Raw genomic sequence first — 25,279 nt, forward strand, 5'->3', positions numbered from 1 at the left:
ATCCTGCGAATGGCTCAGTGTTTCTCAAGACGCTCATCGTTGCTGAGGGTGCGGGCCTCAACCGCCAGCATCACCGGAATACCCTCGCGAATCGGAAACGCCATGGCATCCTGGTAGCAGATCAGCTCGGTCCGGGCCTCATTAAGCTTGAGATCCCCCTTGCAGACAGGACAGGCCAGCATGGCAAGCAGTTTTTTATCCATCGTTTGTTTCCTCGCTGATATTAGATAGCAACTGGCCGGAACTGACTCTCAGCCGTTCCAGAAAATGCTGTTCAAACGGTTCGGACAGCCTGGCCCGGACCGTCAGTACCCAGGCGTCGTCCGGCGCAAAATCCCGACATTTCACGGCGTCCTTGGCGGTCATCACTACCCACTCACCCGAATCGGCTCTGAGATCTTCCGGGCGGAACCGATGGTGGTCCGGATAAGGCTGCTCTGAGACCTCAGCTCCGAGTTGTCTTAAGGTATCGAAAAACCGGGAGGGGTTGCCAATACCCGCAACACCCCGCACCTTTTTACCGTTAAGGGTCTCAGGCGAACGTCTTTCACCGGTTTTAAGGTGAACCAGAGCAGCTGGCTCAAGCGCCATAGCGTGGATATCCGGGTGATCAATGCCGGCAAAGTCCTCAATCCGTTCCCCTTGCTGTGGAAACGCCTCTCCGTTGAGGATCACGAAATCCACTCCCGCCAGACGTTCGACAGGTTCCCGCAGTGGCCCTACCGGGATAATCGCGCCATTACCAATCCCGCGGCGGGCATCAAATACCGCGAGTTCAACGTCCCTTGGCAAGCGGTAATGCTGGAGGCCGTCGTCACAGATCAAAACGTTCCCCAACCCCTCGTCAAGCGCCCAACGGGCTCCGCGAAAGCGATCCGGGTCCACAACAACCGGACACCCCGTCGCCTGAGACAACATCAGTGGTTCGTCGCCGCACACCGACGCCGGAGTGTCTGCAGACACCCTCAATGGGTACCGGGGGCTCTTGCCACCATAGCCTCGGCTGAGAATCACAGGTGCCAGACCAGCCTCAGCCATAACCTCAACAAGCCGGGCTGTCAGAGGGGATTTGCCTGTGCCACCGGCTGTGATGTTGCCAACCACAACCACCGGCACTGGCAGGGCTTCGTGAACAGCCTGCCAGGCCTTACGGCGACGCCCTTCAGAAATACTCCGGTACAGCCAGGACAAAGGCGCCAGTACCCGAAGCGGGCGCGATTGACCGTACCACAAACGGTCAATCAGACTGGTACTCATGCGTGCTCACTGAACTGGATCTGATGCAGCTGAGCATAGGCACCGCCTGCTGCCAGCAGCTCCTCATGGCTGCCAGACTCGACAATCCGACCGTTGTCCATCACGAGTATTCTGTCTGCCTTTTCAATGGTGGACAGGCGATGCGCAATCACGAGGGTGGTCCGCCCCTGCATAACCGTTTCCAGGGCCTCCTGAATATGCCGTTCAGATTCGGTATCCAGCGCAGACGTAGCTTCGTCGAGTATCAGGATGGGGGCATTCTTGAGGATGGCCCGCGCAATGGCCAGCCGCTGGCGTTGCCCGCCGGACAGCATCACACCGTTGTCTCCGATCATCGTGTCAAGACCATCAGGCATTCGGTTGATGAACTCCAGCGCGTGGGCTTTCTCAGCAGCCTCCAGAATCTCCTCACGCGTGCAGTCGCGCAACGCTCCATAGGCAATATTCGCCGCAATGGTGTCGTTGAACAGCACCACATTCTGGTTTACCAGGGCAATCTGGGAGCGCAGGGCCTGAAGTGAAAATTCTTTCAGGGAATGGCCGTCGATCCGGATAGCTCCCCCCGTGTACTCGTAGAAACGCGGAAGCAGACTGACCATCGTGGATTTTCCACTCCCGGACCGGCCCACAAGCGCCACGCTCTGACCAGCCGGAATCTCCACCGAGATCCCCTCCAGGACGTTGTCGAGCTGATCACGGTATCGAAAACACACCTGGTCAAAGCAGATATCACCCTTGACCCGCTCAGGGCTGTAGGTACCCGGATCTTCTTCCGGTACCTCATCCATGGTCTCAAACACGTCGTAAGCCGCAGCCACCCCTTTCTGAATCTTGGCGTGCACGGAGGTCACCTGACGAATGGGCTTAGCCATCGTGGTGGCCGCGGTAATAAACGCAATCAGTTGACCCGTTGTCATCTCTCCCCGGATTTCCGGCGCGAGCATGGTCCAAACCAGCGCGGCGATTGCCACAGCGACCAGCACCTGAATCACAGGCACACTGATGGCCTGGGTTGACGCCATTTTCAGGCTTTGCTTCAGGTTACGGGCGCTGACCTGCCGAAAACGCTCACGCTCGTAGGTTTCACCGCCAAAGGTACGCACCACCCGATATCCGGTGATCGATTCTGACGCCACATGGGTTATGTCGCCCATTGAGCCCTGGATACGCTTGCTGATGCGACGAAAACGCTTACTGGCGTAACTGACGACCAGCCCGATCACCGGCCCCACAGTGAGGAAAATCAGGGTCAGCTTCCAGTTGGTGTAAAGCATGAAGCCCAGCAAACCAACGATGGTCAGGCCTTCCCGAAGAGTGATGGTGACCGCATTGGTCGCGGCATCCGCAACCTGCTCCACATTGAACGTCAGCTTGGAGACCAGCCGCCCGGAGGCGTTCTCATCAAAATAGCGAGACGGCAGCGACATCAGACGGTCAAAAACATCATTGCGCAACGCATTGATCACGTTCCGTCCGACGTAGCTGATGAAATACTGGCTAAAAAACGTTCCCACCCCCCGGAAGGCAAACACGCCGATAATCAGGCCTGTCAGCAGCATCCGGTTCTGATCCGTGGGGTTCTCAATCGCGGTGATGACGTACTCCATGGCTGCCGCCATGCCCGTGGACGCTGCCGCGTAAATGATATTTCCGAGTACCGCCAGAGAAAACGCCAGCCAGAATGGCTTCACATACCGAAGCAGACGCTTGTAGGTTGTCCAGCTACCGGTTGGCGGAGTCTTCAGAGGCTCGGGCCTGGCTTGCATCACTGGCTGTCAGCCTCCCGCTCGGTGGTAATGCTCAGCTTGGCAAACCCCAGGCGGCCAGCCACATCCATTGCGCGCACCACAAACTCATGGGGCGTGCGGGCATCCGCCGTAATGATAAACGGGAGATCGTTGTCTCCGCCCACCAGCTCACGGACGCCACGCTCGAGCGTTTCCCGGCGGTTATTGACCAGTGGACGGTCGTTCAGGAAGTACTGGCCTTCGGCATTGATCACCACGTCGACTTGCTGAACTTCCGCTGGCGCAACCGGCTCACCACTCGCCTCCGGGAGTTCAACCTGCAGGTGGCTCTCTCGGGTAAAGGTGGTCGACACCATGAAAAAGATCAGCAGCAGGAACACCACATCAATCAATGGTGTCAGATCGACCCCGACTTCCTGACTTCGTTGGCGCTTGAACTTCACGGCGCTCAGGCTCCTTCGACGTCGATTTCGCGGTCCCCGTGGACCACCTCAACCAGTTTGATGGCTTCCTGCTCCATATTGACCACAAGCTCATCCACGCGACGAATGAAATAGCGGTGACAGATCAGGGCGGGGATGGCTACGCTAAGTCCTGCGGCGGTGGTAATCAGAGCTTCTGAAATACCTCCTGCCAGGTTACCGGCATTGCCCACACCCGCCAACTGGATCTCAGCAAAGACCTTGATCATCCCGATCACGGTACCCAGAAGCCCAAGAAGCGGCGTAATCGTGGCGATCGTTCCCAACGGGTTCAGAAACCGCTCCAGATCATGAATAACCTGACTGGCTTCGTGTTCGATGCTTTCTTTCATGATCTCACGACCATGCTTGGCATTGATCAGACCACCGGCCAGGATGCGCCCGAGCGGCGATGACGCCTGCAACGCCTTCAACTTGCGGCCATTCAGCTCTTTTTTCTTGATCCAGCGCCAGAGTTCATTAATAGACTGCGGAGGCGCAACCCGAGAGGCCCGCAAGGTCCAGATTCGTTCCAGGATGATGGCAAGCGCCAGAATGGAACAGGCAACAATGGGCACCATCAGGATGCCACCGGCTTTCAACAGCTCGAACACGCTTGATCTCCCTGATTAGTTACAAGCCGCGCTACTTTAGCATAGCTGCCGGTACAGGCCACACCCGGAATGTCACGGTATTTTACATTGGCTTCGGGTAAGGCCCTGAGACGAGATCCAGAATGGCTGAGATCTCCATAACACACTGGATGTCCGCCCGTTTTCCCCAAAGGAAAGACGGATTTCTCCTGAGCAGGCCGTGCTCAGCGCCCCAACACCTTGCCGCCGATAGCGCTCGGTAACGTCCGGATGAGGGTGTCCGTAATGGTGCCGGTAACCCGCCGTGTATATCACCTGATTCGGACCAATCGCCTTTATCCAATCATCTGATGACGACGTTTTGCTGCCATGATGAGGCGCCAGAACGATGCGGTGTAGAACCTGATCCTGCACCCAACCCGGCCCATCACTACCCAGCATCCGGGTTTCGACCCGCCGGCTGATATCCCCGGTCAGTATCGCATCACGGCCGGTGGCCGGGTGGTAGAGGCGAACAACACAGGAGGCATCATTGCCTTCCTCGCGGCCAGGCATCCGCCAGAAGGCAACGTCCAGGCCCGGCCAGCGCATCCGGGCTGCCAGGCAGCTCTCAACCGGCAAGCCTGTCCGGCCACTGATCAAAGCCGGCTCCCCCGAGATCACCCGTTTGACCGGGAAGGCATCAGCGAGCGCCGCCAGACCACCCGCGTGGTCTTTATCGCCATGGCTAAGCACCAGAAGATCAATCGTTGCAACTCCCATCGCCCTGAGGTTCGGGATCAGCACAGACTCGGCGGCCGAATACGCTCCCTCGACTTCAGGGCCGGTGTCGTAAACCATCACCCGGCTGCCCGCCCTGACAACAACCGACAACCCCTGCCCGACATCCAATATCCGCACCTCAGGCCGTGGCACCGCCTCATTACCCTCTCCGCGGCCCATAAAAGAAGCAGGAGCTGCCAGCAACAAGACCGTAGCGCCAAACACCAGGCGCCATTTCCAGTCGTGCCAACGGATCGCATACAGAGCCAGCAGAGCAAGCCCTGCCGCCAGCGGCATCGCCAGTGGCTGCATATGCCCAAACCGGAATTGCCCAACCCACTCAAGCCACCACCACAACGTACCAAGAACAACATCAAAAACTGCCGACACCCAGGGCAATAAAACGCCATCAGAAAGCCACACCAGCAGAGATCCCAGAAACAGGGTTGGCATCACCACAAGGGACACCCACGGGATAGCCAGCAGGTTGGCCAGCAGGCCTGCCAGCGGCTGAGTCTGCTGAAAAGCCATCAACAGAGGCCACAACCCGAAGAATGCCGCCAACTGGGCCGCGATCAGGGTTGTCAGCCAGCCAGTGCTGCCCACTCGCCCCGAGAACACCAGCAACAACACCGCAACGGCCCCAAAAGACAACCAGAACCCCTGATCAAGCGGCGCAAACGGATCCAGCAGTAGCACCGCCATTAAGGCCAGAATCCAAGGGTACCAGCCACCCTGCTGCCGGGCCTTGACCAGGTACCAGCCGCCGGCAATCACCATCACCAGTGCCCGCCGAGTCGGAACGGTAAAACCAGCCAGCAACGCATAACCGACACAGCCCAGAACCACCACCAGGAAGACCACCACCCGCCCCGTGTACTCACTCACCGTTCCCACCGGTAACAGCAGCCAAAGACGCCGGGCCATAAGACCAGCGCCAATGGCCACCAAACCAAGGTGCAACCCGGAAATAGCCACCAGATGTATCGTTCCCGTGGCTTTGAGTATTTGCCACTGCTCGTCGGTGAGGCCACCCCGATCCCCCATCAGCAAAGATGCAATCAGGGCATACTGCTCTGCCTTACCAAACAGACGTTTCACATGATTGGCAGCATCCCAGTGCCAGGCGTGATACCTGCATTTTGCTCCACAGACAACACCCGGATCTGCGAAAACCTGCTTCACACTGCCGGTCGCGCGATAGCCGTGGCGAAAAAGCCAGTCTTCATACCGGAATCCCTCAGGGTTTAGCTGGCCATGGGGCCGCTTGAGCACGACCTCAAGCTTCAACCGGTGATCCGGAAGCGGCCGCCCCTCCCTGCCATACCAGGTCAGGCGAAGCACCGAAGGCAATGGGTAATCCGTTGCCTGTGCGTGCAAGCCTGGCCAGCCCGTTACACAGAAACTAAATCTAAGGCTGTCAAAATTGCCGGGAGCAGGAAGGTCACAGAGATAGCCGGACACGAGCACCCGCTGCCCCTCAAGCTCTGAGGGCAGACGTTCCGCCAGTCTGTGCTCAGAACTCCAGGAGGCCCAGGCAAGCCCGAACATGACACCGGCCACCAGCACCGGCCACCGTCGGTTTGTGTGTCCACCTCTGAAATGAAAGAGTAACGCACCACCTCCAAGGGCGATCAGCCATGGATATGGTGGCAAGGTTGTGAGCCTATACAGTAAGATAACGCCGCAAGAGAAGGCGAGCATGCTGCCAATCGCAACATCCCGCTTTCCTGCCCGGCGCCTGGTCGCTGGGAATTCGGACAATCCTTGTCCTCCGATTTTCGATTGCGCTGACGGCCTCTGCCCGACAGCGGTTACTCAAGTCAGGAAACAGGCCGAACTTCCTATGCCGAAGAAGTTCATGAAACGGTATTTGCCCACACCCGAAAAGGTGCAGTCGATGAAGTCACTGCACTTTATGGGCGATATCCTCCATGAACCCAACCTGTGGCACATCAACAGGCATTGTGTGGCACGGGCGTTTCTTGTGGGCATTTGGTTCTGTTTTATCCCCATGCCATTCCAGATGCTGGCCGCCGCGTTCTGCGCCATCTGGTTTAACGCCAACCTGCCGCTGTCGGTGGCACTGGTCTGGATCAGCAATCCGCTGACCATGCCTCCCATCTTCTACTTCAACTACAAGGTGGGTGCCTGGATTCTAGACCGGCCAGTGCTTGCGTTCGACTTTGAACTGTCCTGGGGCTGGATCAGCCACCGACTGATCGACATTGGCGTGCCGCTATACCTTGGGTCGCTGATTCTGGCAACCGTCACGGCCTGCTTTGCCTACCTGACAATTCAATACCTGTGGCGCCGCAAGATCCGGACCGACTGGCAGGTACGCCAACAGGAACGCCGGAAGCGCAGTGATCACGCTTCCTGAACCAACCTTCCCTGCTCCAGACGTAAAACCCGCCCCAGGCTCCGCGCCATCGACATATCATGGGTCACCATGATGAAAGCCGTCCCGGAAGTATCCCGAAGCTCGCTGATCAACGCACGTATACCTTCACCCGTCTGCTCATCCAGATTACCGGTGGGCTCATCCATCAGCACACACTCCGGATTGTTCACCAACGCCCTCGCGATGGCCACCCGCTGACGCTCCCCTCCGGACAGCTCACCAGGCTTATGCCGGAGCCGCTCTCCCAGCCCTACACGGGTCAGCAGAGCCTCCGCTTTCGGCCGCGCCTGACCGGGACGCATACCTCCCAGCACACACGGCAGCATGACATTCTCAAGCGCGGTAAACTCCGGCAACAAATGATGAAACTGATACACAAAACCCAGATGCTGGTTTCGGAATCTTGCCCGGCCAGCTTCGGACAACTTGTGAATGTCCTGGCCACAGATGCTGATGTGCCCGGAAGACGGCCGGTCCAGGCCTCCCAGCAGGTTGAGCAGCGTTGTCTTGCCCGCACCGCTGCTCCCGACAATCGCCACGGTTTCTCCCGCACTCACCTCCAGAGAAATATCCGAAAAGATGGTCAGGGTTTCCGGCCCCTCACTGTAGGTTCGGGTAACCTGCCGGCAATCAATCACCAGCGCTGTTGACTGCCTGTTACTCATAACGCAATGCCTCCGCCGGTTCGACCCGAGACGCACGCCAGGCCGGATAGATCGTTGCCAGGAGGCTCATCGCCAGACCAGCACCACTGATAATCAGAACGTCCTGCAACTGAAGCTGGGAAGGCAGGTAACTGATAAAATACACATCCGCATTCAGGAACTGATGCCCCAGGGCTCCCTCCAGCCAGGAGATGAACGCACTGATATTCAGGGCGCCAAAAACACCCAGCGCGGTCCCGGTCAGCGTGCCGAATACACCGATCACGGCGCCCTGGATGATAAATATCCGCATGATTCGCCCGGGCGTCGCCCCCATGGTTCTCAAAATGGCAATATCCGCCGTTTTGTCGGTCACCACCATCACGAGGGTCGACACAATGTTAAAGGCCGCCACAGCAACGATGAACATCAGCAACAACCCGATCATGGTTTTTTCCATCCGGATGGCCTGGAACAGATTGCCATGGGTGCGGGTCCAGTCCGACACGTAGTAACGACCGCCCAGCGTTCTGGCCACCTCATTGACGACCCTCGGCGCCGCGAAAAGGTCATCCACCAACAGACGAACCCCCTCCGCACGCCCACCGGTCCTCATCAGCCGGGCGGCGTCATCCATGTGGATCAGAGCGTAGTTACCATCCAGCTCTGCGCCAACACTGAAAATACCTTTTACGGTAAAACGTTTAAGCCGGGGCAGCACGCCTGCCGGGGTGACGGACGCCTCTGGCAGCACCACCGTCAGCTTGTCTCCCACACCTAACCGAAGACTGTTGGCCATCAGGCGGCCAATGATGATGCCGAATTCACCAGACCGGAGGTCATCCAGCCCGCCCTCAATAAAGTGATTCTCAATGATCGATACGCTGGCCTCTTCCTCGGGCAAGATACCATTGAGCATAACGCCCCGGACGTTGCCGCCACCGGTCACCATCCCCTGCCCCTGAATGAACGGAGCGGCCGCAAGAACACGAGGATAGGCTTCGACGCGCTGATCCACTTCCTGCCAGTCTTCCAGAGGCCCAGAGGCTCCCTGAATCGTGGCATGGGGCACCATACCGAGAATCCGCTGCTTAAGTTCCCGATCAAAGCCATTCATCACTGAAAGAACAATAATCAGAACCGCAACGCCCAGCATCAGGCCGATCATCGAAGTCAGGGAAATAAAGGAAATGAAATGATTACGTCGTTTGGCGGCGGTGTATCGCAGGCCAATATAGAACGATAAGGGTCTGAACATGTAAGGGTGCCTGTCGCTACCTTGCGGTCCGTCGATGATTGAGACCCAATCGGCCGATTTTCATACCGTCCCTAGGAGAATCACCTGGGCACTTACCCGCCGTTGGGAAACTGCTAAACTGTTCTCTAATCAATAAAAACCCGTCCGGAGACAGGATGCCAAGCCAGAGCACTACGCCTCCAGGCGACGACAACGAACGGGAACGCCGGGAGTTTTACCGGATACACGATCGCATCGGGCTTGAGGTGCGTCGCCTGGACGACACCCACACCAGCGAAGATCCCTTCAATAACTCGCCACTGGAAGCCCTGAAAACTGAGTTCCGGCGGCTTGATCAGGACGTACGTACGCACCTGGCCAGCCTGGCAGAGCGCGACCGCCTTCTGGCAGGACTGGTTAAATCTCTGAACAGCAAGGTAGACGCGCTGGCGCGCATTATCGCCTTTGAGCAAAATCCGTTGCAACCGGAGGACTGGCAGGAGGTCACCCTGAGTGAAGGCGGCCTGTCCTTTTACTGGCCCACTGCGACATTTGAGACCGGTGACCATCTGGCAATCCGAATGACTTTGCCACCGGAATTGTATCAGCCCAGAGCGACCGCTCATGTGGTAGACACCGAACGGGACAATCAAGGCCGCACACGGGTTCACACCCTGTTCGCTCACCTGGATGACAACGACCGCCAGCAAATTGCCCGTCATGTGATGCGCTGGCAGATTCGCCAACGACAAAAAGGTTAAGATGCCGAAAAAGAGCTGACTTTTACTAAGCTTTTCGGGATATTACGTTTTATTCATCTGCAGCAACCCATGCGCAGTAACCAGGGAATATTGGAGACCTCTCTATGAGAAACTACCGCAATCTGATGGTCAGTGCTGTCCTGACCACCGCCGTATTTGCCGGCTCATGGCCTCTGGCTCATGCCGAACAGCTGAGGGTTCCGGTGGGCAGCCAGGCAGACCGGAGCCAGATCAGCCTGCCCGCAAACGGCACGAAGAGCGACGCTGTACGTGCTCGCTGGGGTGCGCCCGTAACGATTAAGGGGCCAGTGGGACAACCGCCTATCAGTCAGTGGCATTATCAGGATTTTGTCGTCTATTTCGAAGGCAATCGCGTAGTACATTCTGTGGTCAAACCACAGAAAGACTGACCACCCCTGCCGGGAAAACACGTGCGGCCATCGGACCCCGGGAATGTCGATGCGCCCGCTGCATTGGTCAGATAGAATGGCGGCTTTTGTGAATCAAGGTGACCATACAGTGACTTCCAGACGTACGTTGCCTGCGGAATGGGCTCCCCAGAGCGCAGTGATGTTGACATGGCCTCATCCTGGGACCGACTGGGCCGGGATGATGGCCGATGTTGAGCCGGTATTTGAAGCAATTGCAAAAGCGGTTCTGCGCTTTGAACACCTGGTAATCAGCTGCGAATTCGTTGCGCGCCTGCAAAAGCTTGGGCACCAACTGAACCAGTATGCAGAAGAAAACCAGTTACCTGGACGGGTCATCACCGTTCCGGCGCCCGCAAACGACACCTGGGCCCGTGACCATGGCCCCATCACCATTGAGACAGAACAGGGCCCGGCACTCCTCGACTTCCGATTCAACGCCTGGGGCGGCAAATTCCCCTGGGAAAAAGACGATGCCCTGAACCAGCATCTGTCCAATGCCGGCGTTTTCGGGACACACCCCCTGACCCCGGTTGACTTCGTTCTGGAAGGCGGCTCCATTGAATCTGATGGCAATGGCACTTTGCTGACCACCAGCGAATGCCTGCTCACCCCCTCCAGGAATCCTTCAATGGACCGGGCGAGCATCGAACAAAAATTGTCTGAGCTGTTGGGCGCCAACCGGGTTCTCTGGCTCAATCACGGCTACCTTGCCGGCGACGATACCGACAGCCACATCGACACGCTGGCGCGATTCTGTGCCCCCGACCACATCTGTTATGTCGCCTGTCCGGAGGTTGCGGACGAACACTACAGCGCACTGGCAGCCATGGAGGAGGAACTTCAGGAATTCCGTCAGGCCGACGGCACCCCTTACCGCCTGACAGCCTTGCCATGGCCTGACCCCATCGTTGATGACGAAGGCGAGCGACTTCCGGCAACGTACGCCAACTTCCTGATCATCAACGGCGCCGTGCTGCTCCCGGTTTACGACGTCCCCCAGGATGAAGAGGCCATCCGGATTATGACCAACCTGTTCCCGGACCGTGAAATCGTCGCCATCAATTGCCGCCCGCTGGTCTATCAGCACGGCAGCCTGCACTGTGTCACCATGCAAATTCCTGCCGGAGTGGTAACGGTATGACCGATCCCCGCACATCCAGCGCGCTCACCGTAGCCGCGATTCAGCAACACTGCAGCCCCGACAAAGCCGTAAGCTTCGCCAGTTCAGAACGTCTGATACGGCAGGCGGCTAAAGGCGGCGCTCAGTTAATCGTGCTTCAGGAACTGCATGCAACCCAGTATTTCTGCCAGACCGAAGACACCGAAATCTTCGAACTGGCCGAGCCGATCCCCGGGCCAACCAGCGAATGGCTGTCAGACCTCGCCCGAGAGCTGCATGTGGTCCTGGTAGGCTCTATTTTTGAACGCCGTATGAACGGCGTCTATCACAACACCGCCGTTGTATTCGACACCGACGGCACGCTTGCCGGCCTGTACCGGAAAATGCACATTCCGGATGACCCGGGCTTCTATGAGAAGTTCTACTTCACTCCGGGAGATGCCACATTCAATGATGGCCAGAGCGGTTTTACACCAATCCAGACTTCCATCGGCAAACTGGGCGTTCTTGTCTGCTGGGATCAATGGTACCCGGAAGCAGCGCGACTGATGGCCCTGGCTGGCGCCGACATCCTGATCTACCCGACCGCCATCGGCTGGGATGTCACCGACGATCCGACCGAGCAGGCAAGACAGCTCGACGCCTGGGTCACCGTTCAGCGAGGGCACGCTATCGCCAACAACCTGCCGGTGATCGCACCCAACAGGGTCGGCGTTGAACCCGACCCCAGCGGACATAGTCACGGCATTCATTTCTGGGGCAACAGTTTTATCTGCGGCCCTCAGGGTGAGTTTCTCGCTCGCGGTAACGAAACTGACGAGTGCGTCCTGGCGGTCACTCTGGACCGAAACCGTACCGAATCGGTCCGCCGGATCTGGCCATACCTCAGAGACCGGCGTATTGACGCATACGGAGACATCGTCAAACGGGTAAGGGACTGAGCACGAGCATGAAACAGAGAACGGACACGGTAGTCAGTGCCCTCAACAAAATCCTGCTTGGCAAAGAGAATCAGGTCCGCCTGGCACTTTGCGGCCTGCTCGCACGCGGGCACCTGCTGATTGAAGACATTCCCGGCATGGGAAAGACCACGCTCTCCCATGCCCTCGCAAAAATCATGGGGCTTACGTACCAGCGAATTCAATTCACCAACGACCTGTTGCCCGCCGATGTACTGGGCTATTCCATGTACGACAAACAAGCCGGAGGCCTGGTCTTTCATCCTGGCCCCATATTCGCTCAGGTTGTCCTGGCCGACGAAATCAACCGGGCGTCACCCCGAACGCAAAGCGCCCTGCTGGAGGCCATGGAAGAACGACAGGTTTCCATAGAAGGGGAAACACGGCCCCTGCCGGCACCTTTTTTCGTGATCGCAACCCAGAACCCCATCGAACAGGGCGGCACCTTTCCACTGCCAGAATCCCAACTGGACCGGTTTCTGATGAGACTACGGCTGGGCTATCCAGACCCCAAGGCCGAGCGGGAACTGCTTGAAGGTGAAGACCGAAAACATCTGACCGACAGACTAGACGCCATACTACCGTACGACGAACTGGCGGCACTTCAGGAAGCGGTAGGTGCGGTATCCGCAAGCCCGGCACTGCTGGATTACCTGCAAAGGTTGCTGGAGCAAAGCCGCCGGATGCCCGGACTGATGTACGGTCTTTCTCCACGGGCAGGGCTCGGCTTGTTGCGGGCGGCCAAAGCCTGGGCTCTGATGGAGGGGCGGAACCACGTCTTGCCCGACGATGTGCAGGCGGTCTTCCCCTCTGTTGCCGAACACCGGCTGGAGCAAGGCGAATCCGGAAAGGCCCGGGAACGGGTCCGCCAACTGCTGACAACCGTTTCCGTACTTGAATAATTTGGCTCTGACCACATAGCAAGGTTTTATAAACAGCATTGTCTCAAACGAATGGCAGTTACGGCATTTCATGTTAGCCTTCTTGCCAGCTACCCGATGAACAGCCCTGATCCTTGCCCTGCGAAACAGCAGGAAGACGGGGCTGTCTACTCTTATTCAATTTCAGTGAGACCCAGATGAGCAACACCCAACACTCCCGACTGATCATTCTTGGCTCCGGCCCGGCCGGTTACACCGCAGCCGTCTATGCGGCACGCGCAAACCTGAACCCTACCCTGATCACCGGCATCGAGGTCGGCGGACAGCTGACCACAACAACCGACGTGGACAACTGGCCCGGCGACAACGATGGCGTTCAGGGCCCGGAACTGATGCAGCGCATGCAGAAACACGCAGAGCGTTTCGAAACCCGCATTGTTTACGACACCATCAACCAGGCCGACCTGAACAACCGGCCTTTCCGACTCAAGGGTGACAGTGGTGAATACACCTGCGACGCGCTGATCATTGCCACTGGTGCTTCCGCCATGTATCTGGGGCTTGAATCCGAGGAAAAGTTCAAGGGCCAGGGCGTATCGGCCTGCGCCACCTGTGATGGTTTCTTTTACCGCAAACAAAAAGTAGCGGTTATCGGCGGCGGAAACACCGCTGTGGAAGAAGCCCTGTACCTTTCCAACATTGCAGACGAAGTAACTCTGGTGCACCGCCGCGATACGCTTCGGGCAGAGAAGATCCTGCAGGACAAACTGTTTGAGAAAGCCGAAAATGGCAACGTTAACATCATCTGGGACCACACACTGGATGAAGTCCTGGGTGACGGTACTGGCGTAACCGGCATGCGCATCAAGAGTACGAAGGATGGCAACACTCAGGACCTCGACCTGGCTGGCGTATTTATCGCGATTGGCCATAAGCCCAACACCGGCCTGTTCGAAGGCCAGCTCGACATGAACGACGGCTACATCCGTATTCGTTCAGGCCTGGAAGGCATGGCAACGCAAACCAGTATCCCTGGCGTATTCGCGGCGGGCGACGTCGCTGATCACGTGTACCGTCAGGCGGTGACGTCAGCGGGCTTCGGGTGTATGGCCGCGCTGGACGCCGAGAAGTTTCTGGACCAACAGGACTGACCTTTCGGGAGCAGAATGACGTCGCTACCCTGGCTAGACCCGGACCAACTCTGGTTCCCTCCTGCTGAAGACGCTCTTGTGGACCCTGACGGCCTGCTTGCGCTGGGTGGCGACCTCTCCCCGGAACGCCTGATGCTTGCCTACCGCAACGGCATCTTTCCCTGGTTCAGTGACGACCAACCTGTTCTGTGGTGGTCACCGAACCCGAGATGCGTGCTCTACCCCTCCAGGATTCACGTTTCCCGTAGCCTGCGCAGGACCCTCAACCAACACCGGTTCCACGTTTCTGCTGACCGGTGTTTTGGTCGCATCATCAGGCTCTGCGCCTCCACCCGGGCTGAGGGAACCTGGATTACAGATGACATGATGGCGGCCTATGGCGAACTTCACAAACGAGGGGTCGCTCATTCCATTGAAGTCTGGAATCACAACCATGAGCTTGCAGGTGGCATGTATGGCCTTGCGATTGGCCGCTGTTTTTTTGGCGAATCCATGTTCTCGCTGGAAACCAATGCTTCCAAGGTATTGATGGTCCACCTCGCAAACCAGCTTGAGGAATGGGGATATCAGATTATGGATTGTCAGGTGGAAAGCAGTCACCTGCTTACTATGGGGGCCAAGACCATCCCCAGAGCGGAGTTTTTATCTATACTCAGGGCATGTATTGATCGGAAACCGGACCAGTCAGACTGGAATCTCAGCTGGCGCTGGCCAGGACCGGAGGTGCAATGAGCAATCTCAGAACACTCGTTTTTTTTGCCACGCCAGCCCACGACTGCAGCTACCTGCCCGACCGTGAAGCAACCACTATGTTTGTGGACCCCAGGGCAAACATTGACAAAAAACTCTACAGCCAGCTGACCGCACTTGGATTTCGCCGCAGTGGTTCACACTACTACCGGCCACACTGCGAAAGCTGCAGCGCCTGTGTGCCAGTACGTCTTCGGGTCGAGCACTTTACTCCAGACCGGAATCAGCGCCGGATTCTGAAAAAGAACGCCGATCTGAAGTGCCAGCTGGTCCCGGCCACCTTCAGTGAACGCTATTACGGCCTTTACGCCCACTATATCGAAGAACGCCATCGCGACGGGGATATGTACCCACCGTCCAGAGAGCAGTTCACTTCGTTTCTGGTAGAAGGCGCTACCGATTCCTGGTTTCTTGAAATGTCACTGGACGGCGAACTGGTCGGCCTGGCAGCCATCGATCTTCTGGATGACGGCCTGTCAGCAATTTACACCGTCTTCGCGCCCGAGCTTGAGCACAGAAGCCTGGGCACTTTTGCGGTCCTCTGGCAGATAGAGGAAGCCCGACGGCGCGAGGTACCCCATCTGTATCTTGGCTACTGGATAAAAGAATGTCGGAAAATGAACTATAAAACACGCTTTCGGCCCATCGAAGCCTTACGGGATGGCCACTGGCGAGAGCTGCACACCGATTGAATTTTGCCAAACGTTAAGAAATCAGGCAGAATTGCGCCATTTAAAATCACCGAAACGTATTTCCAACGAGGTTTCTACTGAATGGCGAAATCAGATGTCATTGAAATGGAAGGTGTTATTGTCGACACCCTTCCAAACACCATGTTCCGGGTCGAGTTGGCCAACGGCCACGTTGTGACTGCACACATCTCCGGAAAAATGCGTAAGAACTACATCCGCATTCTGACTGGCGACAAGGTTAAGGTTGAGCTGACTCCCTACGACCTCAGCAAGGGCCGCATCGTTTATCGCGCTCGTTAATAAAAGCCCGAACCGACATCTGAAAAGCCCCGCTTATGCGGGGCTTTTTATCTTTCAGAGCGCTTCGGCTGGCTCATCCTCATATTCAAACGTCAGGTCATCATTTTCAAGATGAATGAACACATCACCGCCGTGATCTGACAAACGCCCGAACAGAATCTGCTCTGCCAGAGGCCGCTTGATCTTATCCTGAATCAGACGTGCCATCGGGCGAGCCCCCATCGTGACGTCATACCCCTTCTCTGCAAGCCAGAGTTTAGCAGCGTCATCCACATGCAGAACAACCCGCTTCTCATCCAGCTGCGCCTGCAACTCAGTAAGGAACTTGTCGACCACATGGGTGATGGTGCTCTTCTGAAGGTCCGCAAACTGGATAATCCCATCCAGACGGTTTCGGAATTCCGGCGTGAACGTCTTGGTGATCACTTCCATTCCGTCCGTGCTGTGATCCTGCTCGCTAAAGCCAATCGACCTGCGAGCCATGTTCTCAGCACCGGCGTTCGTGGTCATCACCAGAATGACATGCCGGAAATCCGCCTTACGGCCATTGTTATCCGTCAGGGTGCCGTGATCCATCACCTGCAACAGAAGGTTAAAGACTTCAGGATGGGCCTTTTCAATTTCGTCCAGCAGCAACACGCAGTGCGGATGCTTGTTGACAGCCTCTGTCAGCAATCCCCCCTGATCATAGCCCACGTACCCCGGAGGCGCGCCAATTAACCGTGATACGGTATGACGCTCCATGTACTCAGACATGTCGAAACGGACCAGTTCAATCCCCAGCACCTTGGCCAATTGCTTGGTCACTTCCGTCTTGCCGACCCCTGTGGGCCCGGCAAACAGGAAAGCACCCTCTGGCTTCTCGGGCGCTTTCAAGCCGGCACGAGCCAGTTTGATCGCGGTTGCCAGGGACTCAATGGCAGGATCCTGACCAAAGACCACCATCTTCAGATCCCGCTCAAGGTTACGCAACAGGTCTTTATCACTGGTGGAGACATTCTTCGGCGGAATGCGGGCAATGTTGGCCACAACATCCTCAATGTCGGTCACATCTATCGTCTTCTTGCGCTTGTCTTCCGGCTGCAAACGCTGCCGGGCACCGGCCTCGTCAATGACATCAATCGCCTTGTCCGGCAAATGACGGTCAGTGATGTACCGATCCGCCAGCTCCGCAGCCACCCGCAAAGCCTTATCGGTGTACTTGAGGTCGTGGTGTTTTTCAAAGTTCGGCTTGAGCCCTTTGAGAATCTGATAAGTATCCTCAACACTGGGCTCATTCACGTCGATCTTCTGAAACCGACGTGCCAGAGCGCTGTCTTTTTCAAAGATGCCGCGGAATTCCTGGAAGGTTGTTGAGCCAATGCAACGCAGCTCGCCTGAGCTGAGCATCGGCTTCAGCAGATTGGACGCATCCATCACTCCGCCCGAAGCAGAACCGGCACCAATGATGGTGTGAATCTCATCGATAAACAGAATGGCGTGATTCTGTTTTTTCAACTCACTCAGGAGCCCCTTGAGACGCTTTTCGAAATCCCCACGATACTTGGTACCGGCGAGCAACGCCCCCATGTCCAGTGAGTAAACCACGGCATCGGAGATAATCTCCGGCACCTGACCATCCACAATCCGCTTGGCCAGCCCCTCAGCGATGGCAGTCTTGCCAACACCCGCCTCACCGACGAGCAACGGGTTGTTCTTGCGGCGGCGCACCAGAATCTGGACCACCCGCTCAACTTCATGCTCCCGCCCGATCAGCGGGTCAATGCGCCCCTGACGCGCCTGCTCATTCAGGTTGGTGGCATAGCTCTCCAGTGGGCGCGATTGCCCACCTTCCTCCGCAGCTTCCTCATGAGCCGCGTGATCAACGCCATCCTGATCTTCTGCGCCCTGTACCCGGGAGATCCCGTGAGACACATAATTGACGACATCGATACGCGCAATATTCTGTTTTTTCAGAACATAAACCGCCTGGCTCTCCTGCTCACTGAAGATAGCCACCAGCACGTTGGCGCCGGTAACCTCTTTCTTGCCAGAAGACTGGACATGAAAGACAGCTCGCTGCAACACCCGCTGGAACCCCAACGTCGGCTGCGTTTCACGCTCACTGTCGGAACTCGGGATCAGAGGGGTCGTTGAGTCAACAAACTCTACCAACTCATCCTCAAGGCGCTTGAGGTCTGCACCACAGGCTTTCAGGACTCCCACTGCCGATTCGTTGTCGAGAAGAGCCAACAGAAGATGCTCCACCGTCATGAATTCATGACGCTTGTCCCGGGCATTCTTGAAGGCCGTATTCAGCGTAATTTCCAGATCTTTACTCAGCATGGGCCACCCCAACGTCTGTCAGTCCGCACGTTCAATCTCGCAAAGGAGCGGATGTTCGCATTCCGAGGAATACTGGTTCACCTGTGCTGCCTTTGTTTCCGCGATGTCTCGGGTGTAAACCCCGCATACTGCCTTTCCCTGCGTATGGACGAGCAGCATCACCTGCGTCGCCTTTTCTTCGTTCATGCCGAAGAACTTCATCAATACATCCACCACAAAATCCATGGGGGTGTAATCGTCGTTAAGGAGTACAACCCGATAACGTGCCGGGCGCTTGAGGGCAGGCTTTTCAGGCGCAACACTGACCCCCTCATGGCGTCCTGGCTGTTCATCCTCTCCCTGATTGAATATTAGTAGAGAATTCTCAATTGTCCGCATGGTTCCCTGTACCGGTTATTCGGTTTCTAGCCTAAATGTGGATGCGTGACGACACGTTTTCAAGACACTGCCGTCCGCAAGCGTGCGTTGTTTATCAATACGAGCATGATACCGCTTCCAGACCGCCAAGAACCACCTACTTCAGCCTCACCCGGCACTTGACTCAAGCGCCCGTTTGGCCGAAAGTTAGCGTGTATTGTTAAAACTTGTAAACTTGCGCATCAACATGTAACCAGAATGGCCGCACATGCTGGCAGTTACACAGGGTTCGCAACAGTCCCGGACAGCCAGAACAGCACGCCGGGTAACAACACATAAAACCAATAATAAGGGAGGCCTGCCCCTCTCCTGTCAACAGTCCCAGCCACGCCAGGGCACTGTCAGACATGAAGAAAGGTCAGCACCCCCAACGTGACAGCAAAGGAACAGGGGAGTTCATCATGCCAAGAGGCAAAGTCAAATGGTTCAACAATGCCAAGGGATACGGCTTCATTATTGAAGATGGCTGCAGCGACGATCTGTTTGCCCATTTTTCCTCGGTCCAGATCGATGGCTACAAAACGCTGAAGGCTGGACAGACAGTCACCTTCGACAAAAAGCCCAGCGACAAAGGGGTTCATGCCGTCAACATCATCCCGGACGAGACACCCGAAAGGGCTTCCGGGGGAGATGCTGCTTCTGGCGCCACCGACCAGGCGACGCATTCAGAAGACAGCAATGAAAACTACGCCCCGAGAGCGGCTAACGGCTGACCTTACCGACAGGCTGGTTATGCCAGCCTGTCGGTGATCGCAGGATAAGCATGGCCCCTGCTGCCGGCATGAACGGCCATTAAGCGCTTATGCTTTTTTATAATCAGTGATTGCAGTAGTCTTGGCGCTTTCGAGCATATCGGGCACAGGACACAAACCATGGCAACGCTGATTCTTCTCAACAAGCCGTTTCATGTGCTGAGCCAGTTTACTGACGAGCGCTCAACCAATCCCCGCAGCACCCTGGCCGACTGGATCACCCGGCCTGGGGTCTATCCGGCAGGCCGACTCGACTACGATTCCGAAGGGCTTCTTCTGCTCACCGACCACGGGGGGTTGCAGCACAGGATAGCTTCTCCTGCCAACAAAATGCCCAAAACCTACTGGGTTCAGGTTGAAGGCGAGGTATCGGACGAAGCCCTCCGGCAGCTGCGCCAGGGCGTACAACTAAAAGACGGACTGACCCGCCCGGCCAAAGCCATACCCATCCCGGCACCGGAAATCTGGCCCCGCAATCCCCCCGTCCGGTTTCGTCAGTCCGTACCAACCAGCTGGCTGGCACTGACGATAAGCGAAGGCAAAAACAGACAGGTTCGGCGTATGACAGCTGCAGTTGGCTATCCGACACTTAGGCTTATTCGCACGCAGATTGGCGAGTGGTCTCTGGGCAACCTCCAGCCAGGAGAATCCCGGGCTGTCACCATCAATGTGCCGGACACCCCGGCCAGAACTCCCCCTAAAACCAGAAGGAGGCACCGTCGAACATGACCTGGAAACCCCACGCCACCGTTGCCGTGGTCGTCGAAGACCAGGAGGGCCGCTTTTTGCTGGTCGAAGAAGTCAGCGGCGGCAAGGTCGTTTTTAACCAGCCAGCAGGGCATATTGAAGAAAATGAAGCCATCCTGGATGCCGTACGCCGGGAAACTCTGGAAGAAACCGGCTGGCAGGTAGAGCCTTCCTACTTTCTTGGCGTCTACACCTACAAAGCGCCATCCAATGGCGTGACCTACCACCGTTTCTGCTACGCAGCAAAAGCAGTCCGGCATGTCACTGATGATCTCGACACCGGCATTATCGCCCCCCACTGGCTAACTCCGGACGAAATAAAAGAGCTGGGCTCACAACTCCGAAGCCCGATGGTGCTCAAATGCATCGAGGATTACCGAAACGGACGCAAATTCCCGCTTGATGTCGTTGTCGACGGACAGACGTGACCATCGGATAATGGTAAAATTCGCCGTTTTAACCGGTTTCGCAGAAGAAATGACCCTGAATCCTGAATCCAAAGCGCCCAAGAATACTCGTGTGATCGTCGGCATGTCCGGCGGCGTGGACTCCTCCGTTGCAGCCTGGCTTCTGAAAGACCAGGGCTATCAGGTCGAAGGCCTGTTCATGAAGAACTGGGACGAAGACGACGGTACAGAATACTGCACGGCAATGACCGACCTGGCCGACGCTCAGGCCGTGGCCGACGCCATCGGCATCAGACTGCACACCGCCAGCTTTGCCGCAGAGTACTGGGACCGGGTATTCGAGCACTTTCTTTCAGAATACAGTGCAGGCCGAACACCGAACCCGGACATCCTCTGTAATAAAGAAGTTAAGTTCCGGGCTTTTCTCGACTACGCCATTACTCTGGGCGCCGACTACATTGCCACTGGGCATTATGCCCGCCAGCGCCCCGTCGAAAATGGCAACGGCAAAGCCAGGCTGCTCAAGGGACTCGACCCGAACAAGGACCAAAGCTACTTCCTCCACGCGGTGTCAGGGGATCGGATTGCCCGGACCCTCTTTCCGGTGGGCGAGCTGGAAAAACCCGAAGTCCGGCGCATCGCCGAAGCCCAGGGCTTTGTGACTCACGACAAAAAGGACTCCACTGGCATCTGTTTCATCGGGGAACGCAAGTTCACCGACTTCCTGAAACAGTACCTGCCTGCTCAGCCCGGGAATATCGAAACACCGGACGGCAAGGTGATCGGCAAACACCAGGGATTGATGTACCACACCATTGGCCAACGCCAGGGCTTAGGCATCGGAGGCCTGGCAGAGTTCGGTGATGACCCCTGGTATGTCGCCGAGAAAGACCTGAACCGGAATGTACTGATCGCCGTTCAGGGCAAACACCATCCGCTCCTGTTTTCCCGCGGCCTGGTTTCCGGCCCGATTGACTGGGTTGCCAGCGAGCCACCGGCCCTTAGTTTCAGATGCAAGGCAAAAACCCGTTATCGCCAACCGGACCAGGACTGTGAAGTCACGGTGATCGACGGCGGTGTCAAAGTGGTCTTTGACGACGCCCAGCGCGCCGTCACCCCGGGACAATCCGTCGTGTTCTATCAGGAAGACGTTTGCCTGGGCGGCGGCGTTATTGAAGAGACCTGGCGAGATGATGCCCCCCTGCCAGCCAGACTGAACAACCTGTCCACCGCGGAGCCAGACGCATGAGCCGATCACTCCATGGCCGGACTCTGGCACTCGCCGGGCTTTGCCAGGCCGCCGCACTGGTGCAACAGATAGCCCATCAGGGAACCTGCGAGGAACGCAGTCTCGAGACCTGTATCCGCTCACTGTTTGCAACCAACCCGGCCACCACCCTTGACGTCTACGGTGGAGAACTGTCTGACGTTCACGACGGGCTGAAGGTGCTTTCCACCGTGCTGGCACAACAAAGTCGCGCTCAGGATGCTGAAATCCTGCGCTATGTACTGAACCTGATTCACCTGGAATCCAAACTCAAGAAGAACCCTGAGATGCTGAAGGTGATCGGCAGCCGGATTGAGCAGGCCCGGCACACGGCCAGCCACTTCGGATACAGCCACAGCAACCTGATGGCCAATCTAGCCTCCATCTATGGCGACACCCTCAGCACATTCCGGTTACGAATCCAGGTGACCGGTAACCCACAGATACTCCAGCGCAATGAGAATGCAGATAAGGTCCGCGCCCTGCTTCTTGCCGGTATTCGCTCTGCTGTACTCTGGCGGCAAAGCGGAGGCCATCGCTGGCAACTGATCTTTGCCCGCAAGAAGGTGATCACCCATGCCCGGGCGCTGCTGCGCTGATTCAGCGCGCCCGCTGGTGTATCATTAACATCTTTAGTTTTCTGAACCGTTTTTTCTTTGATGAACTGAGAGGTTTTCGATGGAACTCACCGCCCTGACCGCCATTTCTCCGGTCGATGGCCGCTACGGCAGCAAAGTCAGCGTATTTCGCAGCATTTTCAGTGAATACGGCCTGATCCGTAACCGGGTAACTGTCGAAATCCGCTGGCTCCAGAAACTGGCGGCTCACCCCGCCATCACCGAGGTGCCGGCATTTTCTGCCGACGCCAACGCTTTCCTCGACAAAATGGTGAGCGAGTTCAGCCTGGCCGATGCGGAACGCATTAAAGAAATTGAGCGCACCACCAACCACGATGTGAAAGCGGTTGAGTACCTGATCAAAGAGAAAATCGCCGACGTGCCTGAGCTGCACGCCGTCACCGAGTTCGTGCATTTTGCCTGCACCTCCGAGGACATCAACAACCTGTCCCACGCCCTGATGCTGCGAGAAGGCTTGGATCATGGCCTGCTGCCTGGCATGGAGAAGGTTATCGAAAAACTGGCGGTGCTGGCCAAAGAACACGCAGAACAGCCAATGCTGTCTCGCACCCACGGGCAAACGGCCTCTCCCACCACCGTCGGCAAAGAGCTGGCCAACGTGGTTTATCGACTCCGCCGGCAGCTCAATCAGATCAAATCGGTTGAGCTACTGGGCAAAATTAACGGCGCCGTGGGCAACTACAACGCGCATCTGTCTGCCTATCCGCAAGTAGACTGGGCCGCCAACGCCAAGGAGTTCATTGAAAGCCTGGGGCTGGACTGGAACCCGTACACCACTCAGATCGAACCCCACGACTACATTGCGGAGCTGTACGATGCCATTGCCCGCTTCAACACCATCCTGATTGATCTGGACCGGGATATCTGGGGCTACATTTCTCTGGGCTATTTTAAACAGAAGACCGTGGCGGGCGAAGTCGGCTCATCCACCATGCCCCATAAGGTCAACCCCATTGACTTCGAGAACTCCGAAGGCAACCTGGGCATCGCCAACGCCATCTTCGGCCACCTGTCAGCGAAGCTGCCCATTTCACGCTGGCAACGCGACCTGACTGACTCCACCGTGCTTCGCAACCTTGGCGTCGGTTTTGCTCACAGCCTGATCGCTTATGAAGCAACGCTGAAGGGCCTGGGCAAGCTGGAAATCAACCCAGCTCTCCTGGATGAAGACCTGAACCATGCCTGGGAAGTGCTGGCAGAACCAATTCAGACCGTCATGCGTCGCTACAACATCGAAAAGCCTTACGAAAAACTCAAGGATTTGACCCGCGGCAAGGCCATGACTCCGGAAGTCATCAAGAATTTCGTTGAGACGCTGGAGATTCCGGAGCAGGCCAAAGTCGAACTGCGTGCCCTGACGCCGGGCAACTACATTGGCAACGCCATCGACCAGGCCAACAACATCTAGGCAGGAGCAACACCATGGACATGCTTGGCGGGATAACAGCCCACGAATTTCTGCGTGATTACTGGCAGAAAAAGCCTCTGGTTATCCGCCAGGCCTTCCCTGGTTTCGAATGCCCGGTCAGCCCGGATGAGCTGGCAGGCCTGGCCTGTGAAGAAGCCGTCGAATCCCGTATCGTCATTGAGAATGACTCGGGCAAACCCTGGCAACTCCACAATGGTCCGTTCACGCCGGAGCGCTTCAGTCAGCTTCCAGCCGAGGACTGGACCCTGCTGGTGCAGGGGCTGGATCATTGGGTACCCGACATCGCCGACCTGCTGGACCACTTTCGTTTCATTCCCAACTGGCGCCTGGATGACATCATGGCCAGCTACGCCCCGAAGGGCGGCAGCGTTGGCCCCCATTACGATATGTACGATGTCTTCCTGTTGCAGGCTCAGGGGCATCGCCGCTGGACCTTTGGCGGGCACTGCGATCACACCTCACCCAGAGTACAAGGCACTCCCCTGCGGATTCTGAGCAGTTGGGATGGCGAGGAAACCGTGACCCTGGCCCCGGGCGACATGCTGTACCTGCCACCTGGTGTTGGCCATTACGGTGTCGCGGAAGACGACTGCATCACGCTGTCAATTGGTTTTCGCGCGCCCACCCTCGACGATGTGCTGACCAGTTTCACCGACTACCTGAGCCAGACAGACAGCGCCGCACACCACCTGGACGACCCGGACCTTCAGGTTCAGGAAAACCCGGGCACCATCGGGCCGGACGTGATAGACCGTCTCGACACCGTGATTCGGGAACAACTCGGTGATCGACGCAATCTGGCATTGTGGTTCGGGCAATTTGCCACCGCTCCTAAGAGCATGGACATCGTGGTGCCGGCTGACGAACCCGCCGAGCCCGATGACCTTGCCGAAGCCATCCGCTGCGGCGAGCAACTGCGCTGGAACGAAGGCTCCCGTTTCGCCTACCATGACCTGAACGACGAAACCGCCCTTTTTGTGGACGGTGAACAGTACCTTTTGAAAGGTGACGCCCGCCCTCTGGCCCCGCTGCTCTGCGCAGCGTCTCGCCTCGACATGACGGCCCTGGCGGAATTTTCAGATGATGAGGCCCTGCTGGGCCTGCTGACCAACCTTTACAACCAGGGCTCGATCTATTTCGAGTAAA

The 25,279-nt window shown here is 57.0% G+C and carries 27 protein-coding genes; 17 read left to right on the forward strand and 10 right to left on the reverse strand.

Annotated features, from left to right (window positions below):
* Nucleotides 1–14 precede the first annotated feature (14 nt).
* From K325_RS0108395 to K325_RS0108420, 6 genes are all read right to left on the reverse strand, one after another.
* Nucleotides 15–203 carry a Trm112 family protein gene (locus K325_RS0108395; RefSeq protein WP_029653820.1) on the reverse strand — a complete coding sequence of 63 codons (189 nt, stop codon included), beginning with the start codon at nucleotides 201–203 and terminating at the stop codon, nucleotides 15–17.
* A complete protein-coding gene (gene lpxK / locus K325_RS0108400; RefSeq protein WP_029653821.1) occupies nucleotides 196–1,257 on the reverse strand; it encodes a tetraacyldisaccharide 4'-kinase in 1,062 nt (353 codons plus the stop codon). The genes K325_RS0108395 and lpxK overlap by 8 nt, the downstream gene beginning before the upstream one ends.
* Nucleotides 1,254–3,023: a lipid A export permease/ATP-binding protein MsbA gene (gene msbA / locus K325_RS0108405; RefSeq protein WP_029653822.1), complete on the reverse strand. Its 1,770-nt coding sequence runs from the start codon at nucleotides 3,021–3,023 to the stop codon at nucleotides 1,254–1,256. The genes lpxK and msbA overlap by 4 nt, the downstream gene beginning before the upstream one ends.
* Nucleotides 3,023–3,448: an ExbD/TolR family protein gene (locus tag K325_RS0108410; RefSeq protein WP_029653823.1), complete on the reverse strand. Its 426-nt coding sequence runs from the start codon at nucleotides 3,446–3,448 to the stop codon at nucleotides 3,023–3,025. Before K325_RS0108410 ends, msbA begins: the two co-directional genes overlap by 1 nt.
* A 5-nt stretch (nucleotides 3,449–3,453) precedes the next feature.
* Nucleotides 3,454–4,080: a MotA/TolQ/ExbB proton channel family protein gene (locus K325_RS0108415; RefSeq protein WP_029653824.1), complete on the reverse strand. Its 627-nt coding sequence runs from the start codon at nucleotides 4,078–4,080 to the stop codon at nucleotides 3,454–3,456.
* 72 nt (nucleotides 4,081–4,152) lie between these two features.
* Entirely contained in the window at nucleotides 4,153–6,525 is a 2,373-nt protein-coding gene (locus K325_RS0108420; protein ID WP_156836583.1) for a DNA internalization-related competence protein ComEC/Rec2, read from the reverse strand.
* A 142-nt stretch (nucleotides 6,526–6,667) separates the two neighbouring features.
* Between K325_RS0108420 and K325_RS0108425 the strand changes: the two genes are divergently transcribed.
* The gene (locus K325_RS0108425) at nucleotides 6,668–7,204 is read left to right on the forward strand and encodes a DUF2062 domain-containing protein (protein ID WP_029653826.1); all 537 of its coding nucleotides are present in this window, start codon (nucleotides 6,668–6,670) and stop codon (nucleotides 7,202–7,204) included.
* Here the strand turns inward: K325_RS0108425 and K325_RS0108430 are convergent.
* Nucleotides 7,192–7,890 carry an ABC transporter ATP-binding protein gene (locus K325_RS0108430; RefSeq protein ID WP_029653827.1) on the reverse strand — a complete coding sequence of 233 codons (699 nt, stop codon included), beginning with the start codon at nucleotides 7,888–7,890 and terminating at the stop codon, nucleotides 7,192–7,194. The genes K325_RS0108425 and K325_RS0108430 overlap by 13 nt on opposite strands.
* On the reverse strand, nucleotides 7,883–9,127 hold the full coding sequence (locus K325_RS0108435) for a lipoprotein-releasing ABC transporter permease subunit (RefSeq protein WP_029653828.1): 1,245 nt from the start codon (nucleotides 9,125–9,127) through the stop codon (nucleotides 7,883–7,885). The genes K325_RS0108430 and K325_RS0108435 overlap by 8 nt, the downstream gene beginning before the upstream one ends.
* A gap of 155 nt (nucleotides 9,128–9,282) precedes the next feature.
* Between K325_RS0108435 and K325_RS0108440 the strand changes: the two genes are divergently transcribed.
* From K325_RS0108440 to infA, 9 genes are all read left to right on the forward strand, one after another.
* The gene (locus tag K325_RS0108440; RefSeq protein ID WP_029653829.1) at nucleotides 9,283–9,867 is read left to right on the forward strand and encodes a PilZ domain-containing protein; all 585 of its coding nucleotides are present in this window, start codon (nucleotides 9,283–9,285) and stop codon (nucleotides 9,865–9,867) included.
* A gap of 104 nt (nucleotides 9,868–9,971) precedes the next feature.
* Nucleotides 9,972–10,277 carry a hypothetical protein gene (locus K325_RS0108445; RefSeq protein ID WP_029653830.1) on the forward strand — a complete coding sequence of 102 codons (306 nt, stop codon included), beginning with the start codon at nucleotides 9,972–9,974 and terminating at the stop codon, nucleotides 10,275–10,277.
* Nucleotides 10,278–10,386: 109 nt separating this feature from the next.
* Complete coding sequence (locus K325_RS0108450; RefSeq protein ID WP_228128416.1) at nucleotides 10,387–11,439, forward strand: agmatine deiminase family protein; 1,053 nt, start codon at nucleotides 10,387–10,389, stop codon at nucleotides 11,437–11,439.
* Complete coding sequence (locus K325_RS0108455; protein WP_029653832.1) at nucleotides 11,436–12,359, forward strand: carbon-nitrogen hydrolase; 924 nt, start codon at nucleotides 11,436–11,438, stop codon at nucleotides 12,357–12,359. The genes K325_RS0108450 and K325_RS0108455 overlap by 4 nt, the downstream gene beginning before the upstream one ends.
* An 8-nt stretch (nucleotides 12,360–12,367) precedes the next feature.
* Nucleotides 12,368–13,279, forward strand: a complete 912-nt coding sequence (locus K325_RS0108460; RefSeq protein ID WP_029653833.1) for an AAA family ATPase — start codon at nucleotides 12,368–12,370, stop codon at nucleotides 13,277–13,279.
* Nucleotides 13,280–13,455: 176 nt separating this feature from the next.
* Nucleotides 13,456–14,409, forward strand: coding sequence for a thioredoxin-disulfide reductase (gene trxB, locus K325_RS0108465; protein WP_029653834.1), 954 nt, complete (start codon nucleotides 13,456–13,458; stop codon nucleotides 14,407–14,409).
* A 15-nt stretch (nucleotides 14,410–14,424) separates the two neighbouring features.
* Nucleotides 14,425–15,141: a leucyl/phenylalanyl-tRNA--protein transferase gene (aat, locus tag K325_RS0108470; RefSeq protein WP_029653835.1), complete on the forward strand. Its 717-nt coding sequence runs from the start codon at nucleotides 14,425–14,427 to the stop codon at nucleotides 15,139–15,141.
* Entirely contained in the window at nucleotides 15,138–15,851 is a 714-nt protein-coding gene (locus K325_RS0108475; protein WP_029653836.1) for an arginyltransferase, read from the forward strand. Before aat ends, K325_RS0108475 begins: the two co-directional genes overlap by 4 nt.
* Nucleotides 15,852–15,932: 81 nt before the next feature.
* A complete protein-coding gene (gene infA / locus K325_RS0108480; protein WP_004581958.1) occupies nucleotides 15,933–16,151 on the forward strand; it encodes a translation initiation factor IF-1 in 219 nt (72 codons plus the stop codon).
* A gap of 54 nt (nucleotides 16,152–16,205) precedes the next feature.
* Here infA and clpA read toward each other — a convergent pair whose 3' ends face one another.
* On the reverse strand, nucleotides 16,206–18,476 hold the full coding sequence (gene clpA / locus K325_RS0108485; protein WP_029653837.1) for an ATP-dependent Clp protease ATP-binding subunit ClpA: 2,271 nt from the start codon (nucleotides 18,474–18,476) through the stop codon (nucleotides 16,206–16,208).
* Between the two features lie 18 nt (nucleotides 18,477–18,494).
* The gene (gene clpS / locus K325_RS0108490) at nucleotides 18,495–18,854 is read right to left on the reverse strand and encodes an ATP-dependent Clp protease adapter ClpS (RefSeq protein WP_029653839.1); all 360 of its coding nucleotides are present in this window, start codon (nucleotides 18,852–18,854) and stop codon (nucleotides 18,495–18,497) included.
* A 440-nt stretch (nucleotides 18,855–19,294) separates the two neighbouring features.
* Between clpS and K325_RS18875 the strand changes: the two genes are divergently transcribed.
* The 7 genes from K325_RS18875 (at nucleotide 19,295) to K325_RS0108525 (ending at nucleotide 25,278) form a co-directional block, all read left to right on the forward strand.
* On the forward strand, nucleotides 19,295–19,606 hold the full coding sequence (locus K325_RS18875) for a cold shock domain-containing protein (RefSeq protein WP_029653841.1): 312 nt from the start codon (nucleotides 19,295–19,297) through the stop codon (nucleotides 19,604–19,606).
* Between the two features lie 159 nt (nucleotides 19,607–19,765).
* Nucleotides 19,766–20,374, forward strand: a complete 609-nt coding sequence (locus K325_RS0108500) for a pseudouridine synthase (RefSeq protein ID WP_029653842.1) — start codon at nucleotides 19,766–19,768, stop codon at nucleotides 20,372–20,374.
* On the forward strand, nucleotides 20,371–20,820 hold the full coding sequence (locus tag K325_RS0108505; protein ID WP_029653843.1) for an NUDIX hydrolase: 450 nt from the start codon (nucleotides 20,371–20,373) through the stop codon (nucleotides 20,818–20,820). The genes K325_RS0108500 and K325_RS0108505 overlap by 4 nt, the downstream gene beginning before the upstream one ends.
* Before the next feature lie 49 nt (nucleotides 20,821–20,869).
* A complete protein-coding gene (gene mnmA, locus K325_RS0108510; RefSeq protein WP_029653844.1) occupies nucleotides 20,870–22,048 on the forward strand; it encodes a tRNA 2-thiouridine(34) synthase MnmA in 1,179 nt (392 codons plus the stop codon).
* Entirely contained in the window at nucleotides 22,045–22,665 is a 621-nt protein-coding gene (hflD, locus tag K325_RS0108515) for a high frequency lysogenization protein HflD (protein ID WP_029653845.1), read from the forward strand. Before mnmA ends, hflD begins: the two co-directional genes overlap by 4 nt.
* Before the next feature lie 79 nt (nucleotides 22,666–22,744).
* Entirely contained in the window at nucleotides 22,745–24,112 is a 1,368-nt protein-coding gene (purB, locus tag K325_RS0108520; protein ID WP_029653846.1) for an adenylosuccinate lyase, read from the forward strand.
* Between the two features lie 14 nt (nucleotides 24,113–24,126).
* A complete protein-coding gene (locus tag K325_RS0108525) occupies nucleotides 24,127–25,278 on the forward strand; it encodes a cupin domain-containing protein (protein WP_029653847.1) in 1,152 nt (383 codons plus the stop codon).
* Nucleotide 25,279: the final 1 nt, after the last annotated feature.

Source organism: Marinobacter daepoensis DSM 16072 (assembly GCF_000421165.1).
Classification (GTDB): domain Bacteria; phylum Pseudomonadota; class Gammaproteobacteria; order Pseudomonadales; family Oleiphilaceae; genus Marinobacter; species Marinobacter daepoensis.

What these genes read in the sequence shown, in the direction of transcription:
- K325_RS0108395 (WP_029653820.1), bottom strand. Translation starts at nt 203, where the DNA reads ATGGATAAAAAACTGCTTGCCATGCTGGCCTGTCCTGTCTGCAAGGGG.
- lpxK (WP_029653821.1), bottom strand. Translation starts at nt 1,257, where the DNA reads ATGAGTACCAGTCTGATTGACCGTTTGTGGTACGGTCAATCGCGCCCG.
- msbA (WP_029653822.1), bottom strand. Translation starts at nt 3,023, where the DNA reads ATGCAAGCCAGGCCCGAGCCTCTGAAGACTCCGCCAACCGGTAGCTGG.
- K325_RS0108420 (WP_156836583.1), bottom strand. Translation starts at nt 6,525, where the DNA reads ATGCTCGCCTTCTCTTGCGGCGTTATCTTACTGTATAGGCTCACAACC.
- K325_RS0108425 (WP_029653826.1), top strand. Translation starts at nt 6,668, where the DNA reads ATGCCGAAGAAGTTCATGAAACGGTATTTGCCCACACCCGAAAAGGTG.
- K325_RS0108430 (WP_029653827.1), bottom strand. Translation starts at nt 7,890, where the DNA reads ATGAGTAACAGGCAGTCAACAGCGCTGGTGATTGATTGCCGGCAGGTT.
- K325_RS0108435 (WP_029653828.1), bottom strand. Translation starts at nt 9,127, where the DNA reads ATGTTCAGACCCTTATCGTTCTATATTGGCCTGCGATACACCGCCGCC.
- K325_RS0108440 (WP_029653829.1), top strand. Translation starts at nt 9,283, where the DNA reads ATGCCAAGCCAGAGCACTACGCCTCCAGGCGACGACAACGAACGGGAA.
- K325_RS0108445 (WP_029653830.1), top strand. Translation starts at nt 9,972, where the DNA reads ATGAGAAACTACCGCAATCTGATGGTCAGTGCTGTCCTGACCACCGCC.
- K325_RS0108455 (WP_029653832.1), top strand. Translation starts at nt 11,436, where the DNA reads ATGACCGATCCCCGCACATCCAGCGCGCTCACCGTAGCCGCGATTCAG.
- K325_RS0108460 (WP_029653833.1), top strand. Translation starts at nt 12,368, where the DNA reads ATGAAACAGAGAACGGACACGGTAGTCAGTGCCCTCAACAAAATCCTG.
- trxB (WP_029653834.1), top strand. Translation starts at nt 13,456, where the DNA reads ATGAGCAACACCCAACACTCCCGACTGATCATTCTTGGCTCCGGCCCG.
- aat (WP_029653835.1), top strand. Translation starts at nt 14,425, where the DNA reads ATGACGTCGCTACCCTGGCTAGACCCGGACCAACTCTGGTTCCCTCCT.
- K325_RS0108475 (WP_029653836.1), top strand. Translation starts at nt 15,138, where the DNA reads ATGAGCAATCTCAGAACACTCGTTTTTTTTGCCACGCCAGCCCACGAC.
- infA (WP_004581958.1), top strand. Translation starts at nt 15,933, where the DNA reads ATGGCGAAATCAGATGTCATTGAAATGGAAGGTGTTATTGTCGACACC.
- clpA (WP_029653837.1), bottom strand. Translation starts at nt 18,476, where the DNA reads ATGCTGAGTAAAGATCTGGAAATTACGCTGAATACGGCCTTCAAGAAT.
- clpS (WP_029653839.1), bottom strand. Translation starts at nt 18,854, where the DNA reads ATGCGGACAATTGAGAATTCTCTACTAATATTCAATCAGGGAGAGGAT.
- K325_RS18875 (WP_029653841.1), top strand. Translation starts at nt 19,295, where the DNA reads ATGCCAAGAGGCAAAGTCAAATGGTTCAACAATGCCAAGGGATACGGC.
- K325_RS0108500 (WP_029653842.1), top strand. Translation starts at nt 19,766, where the DNA reads ATGGCAACGCTGATTCTTCTCAACAAGCCGTTTCATGTGCTGAGCCAG.
- K325_RS0108505 (WP_029653843.1), top strand. Translation starts at nt 20,371, where the DNA reads ATGACCTGGAAACCCCACGCCACCGTTGCCGTGGTCGTCGAAGACCAG.
- mnmA (WP_029653844.1), top strand. Translation starts at nt 20,870, where the DNA reads ATGACCCTGAATCCTGAATCCAAAGCGCCCAAGAATACTCGTGTGATC.
- hflD (WP_029653845.1), top strand. Translation starts at nt 22,045, where the DNA reads ATGAGCCGATCACTCCATGGCCGGACTCTGGCACTCGCCGGGCTTTGC.
- purB (WP_029653846.1), top strand. Translation starts at nt 22,745, where the DNA reads ATGGAACTCACCGCCCTGACCGCCATTTCTCCGGTCGATGGCCGCTAC.
- K325_RS0108525 (WP_029653847.1), top strand. Translation starts at nt 24,127, where the DNA reads ATGGACATGCTTGGCGGGATAACAGCCCACGAATTTCTGCGTGATTAC.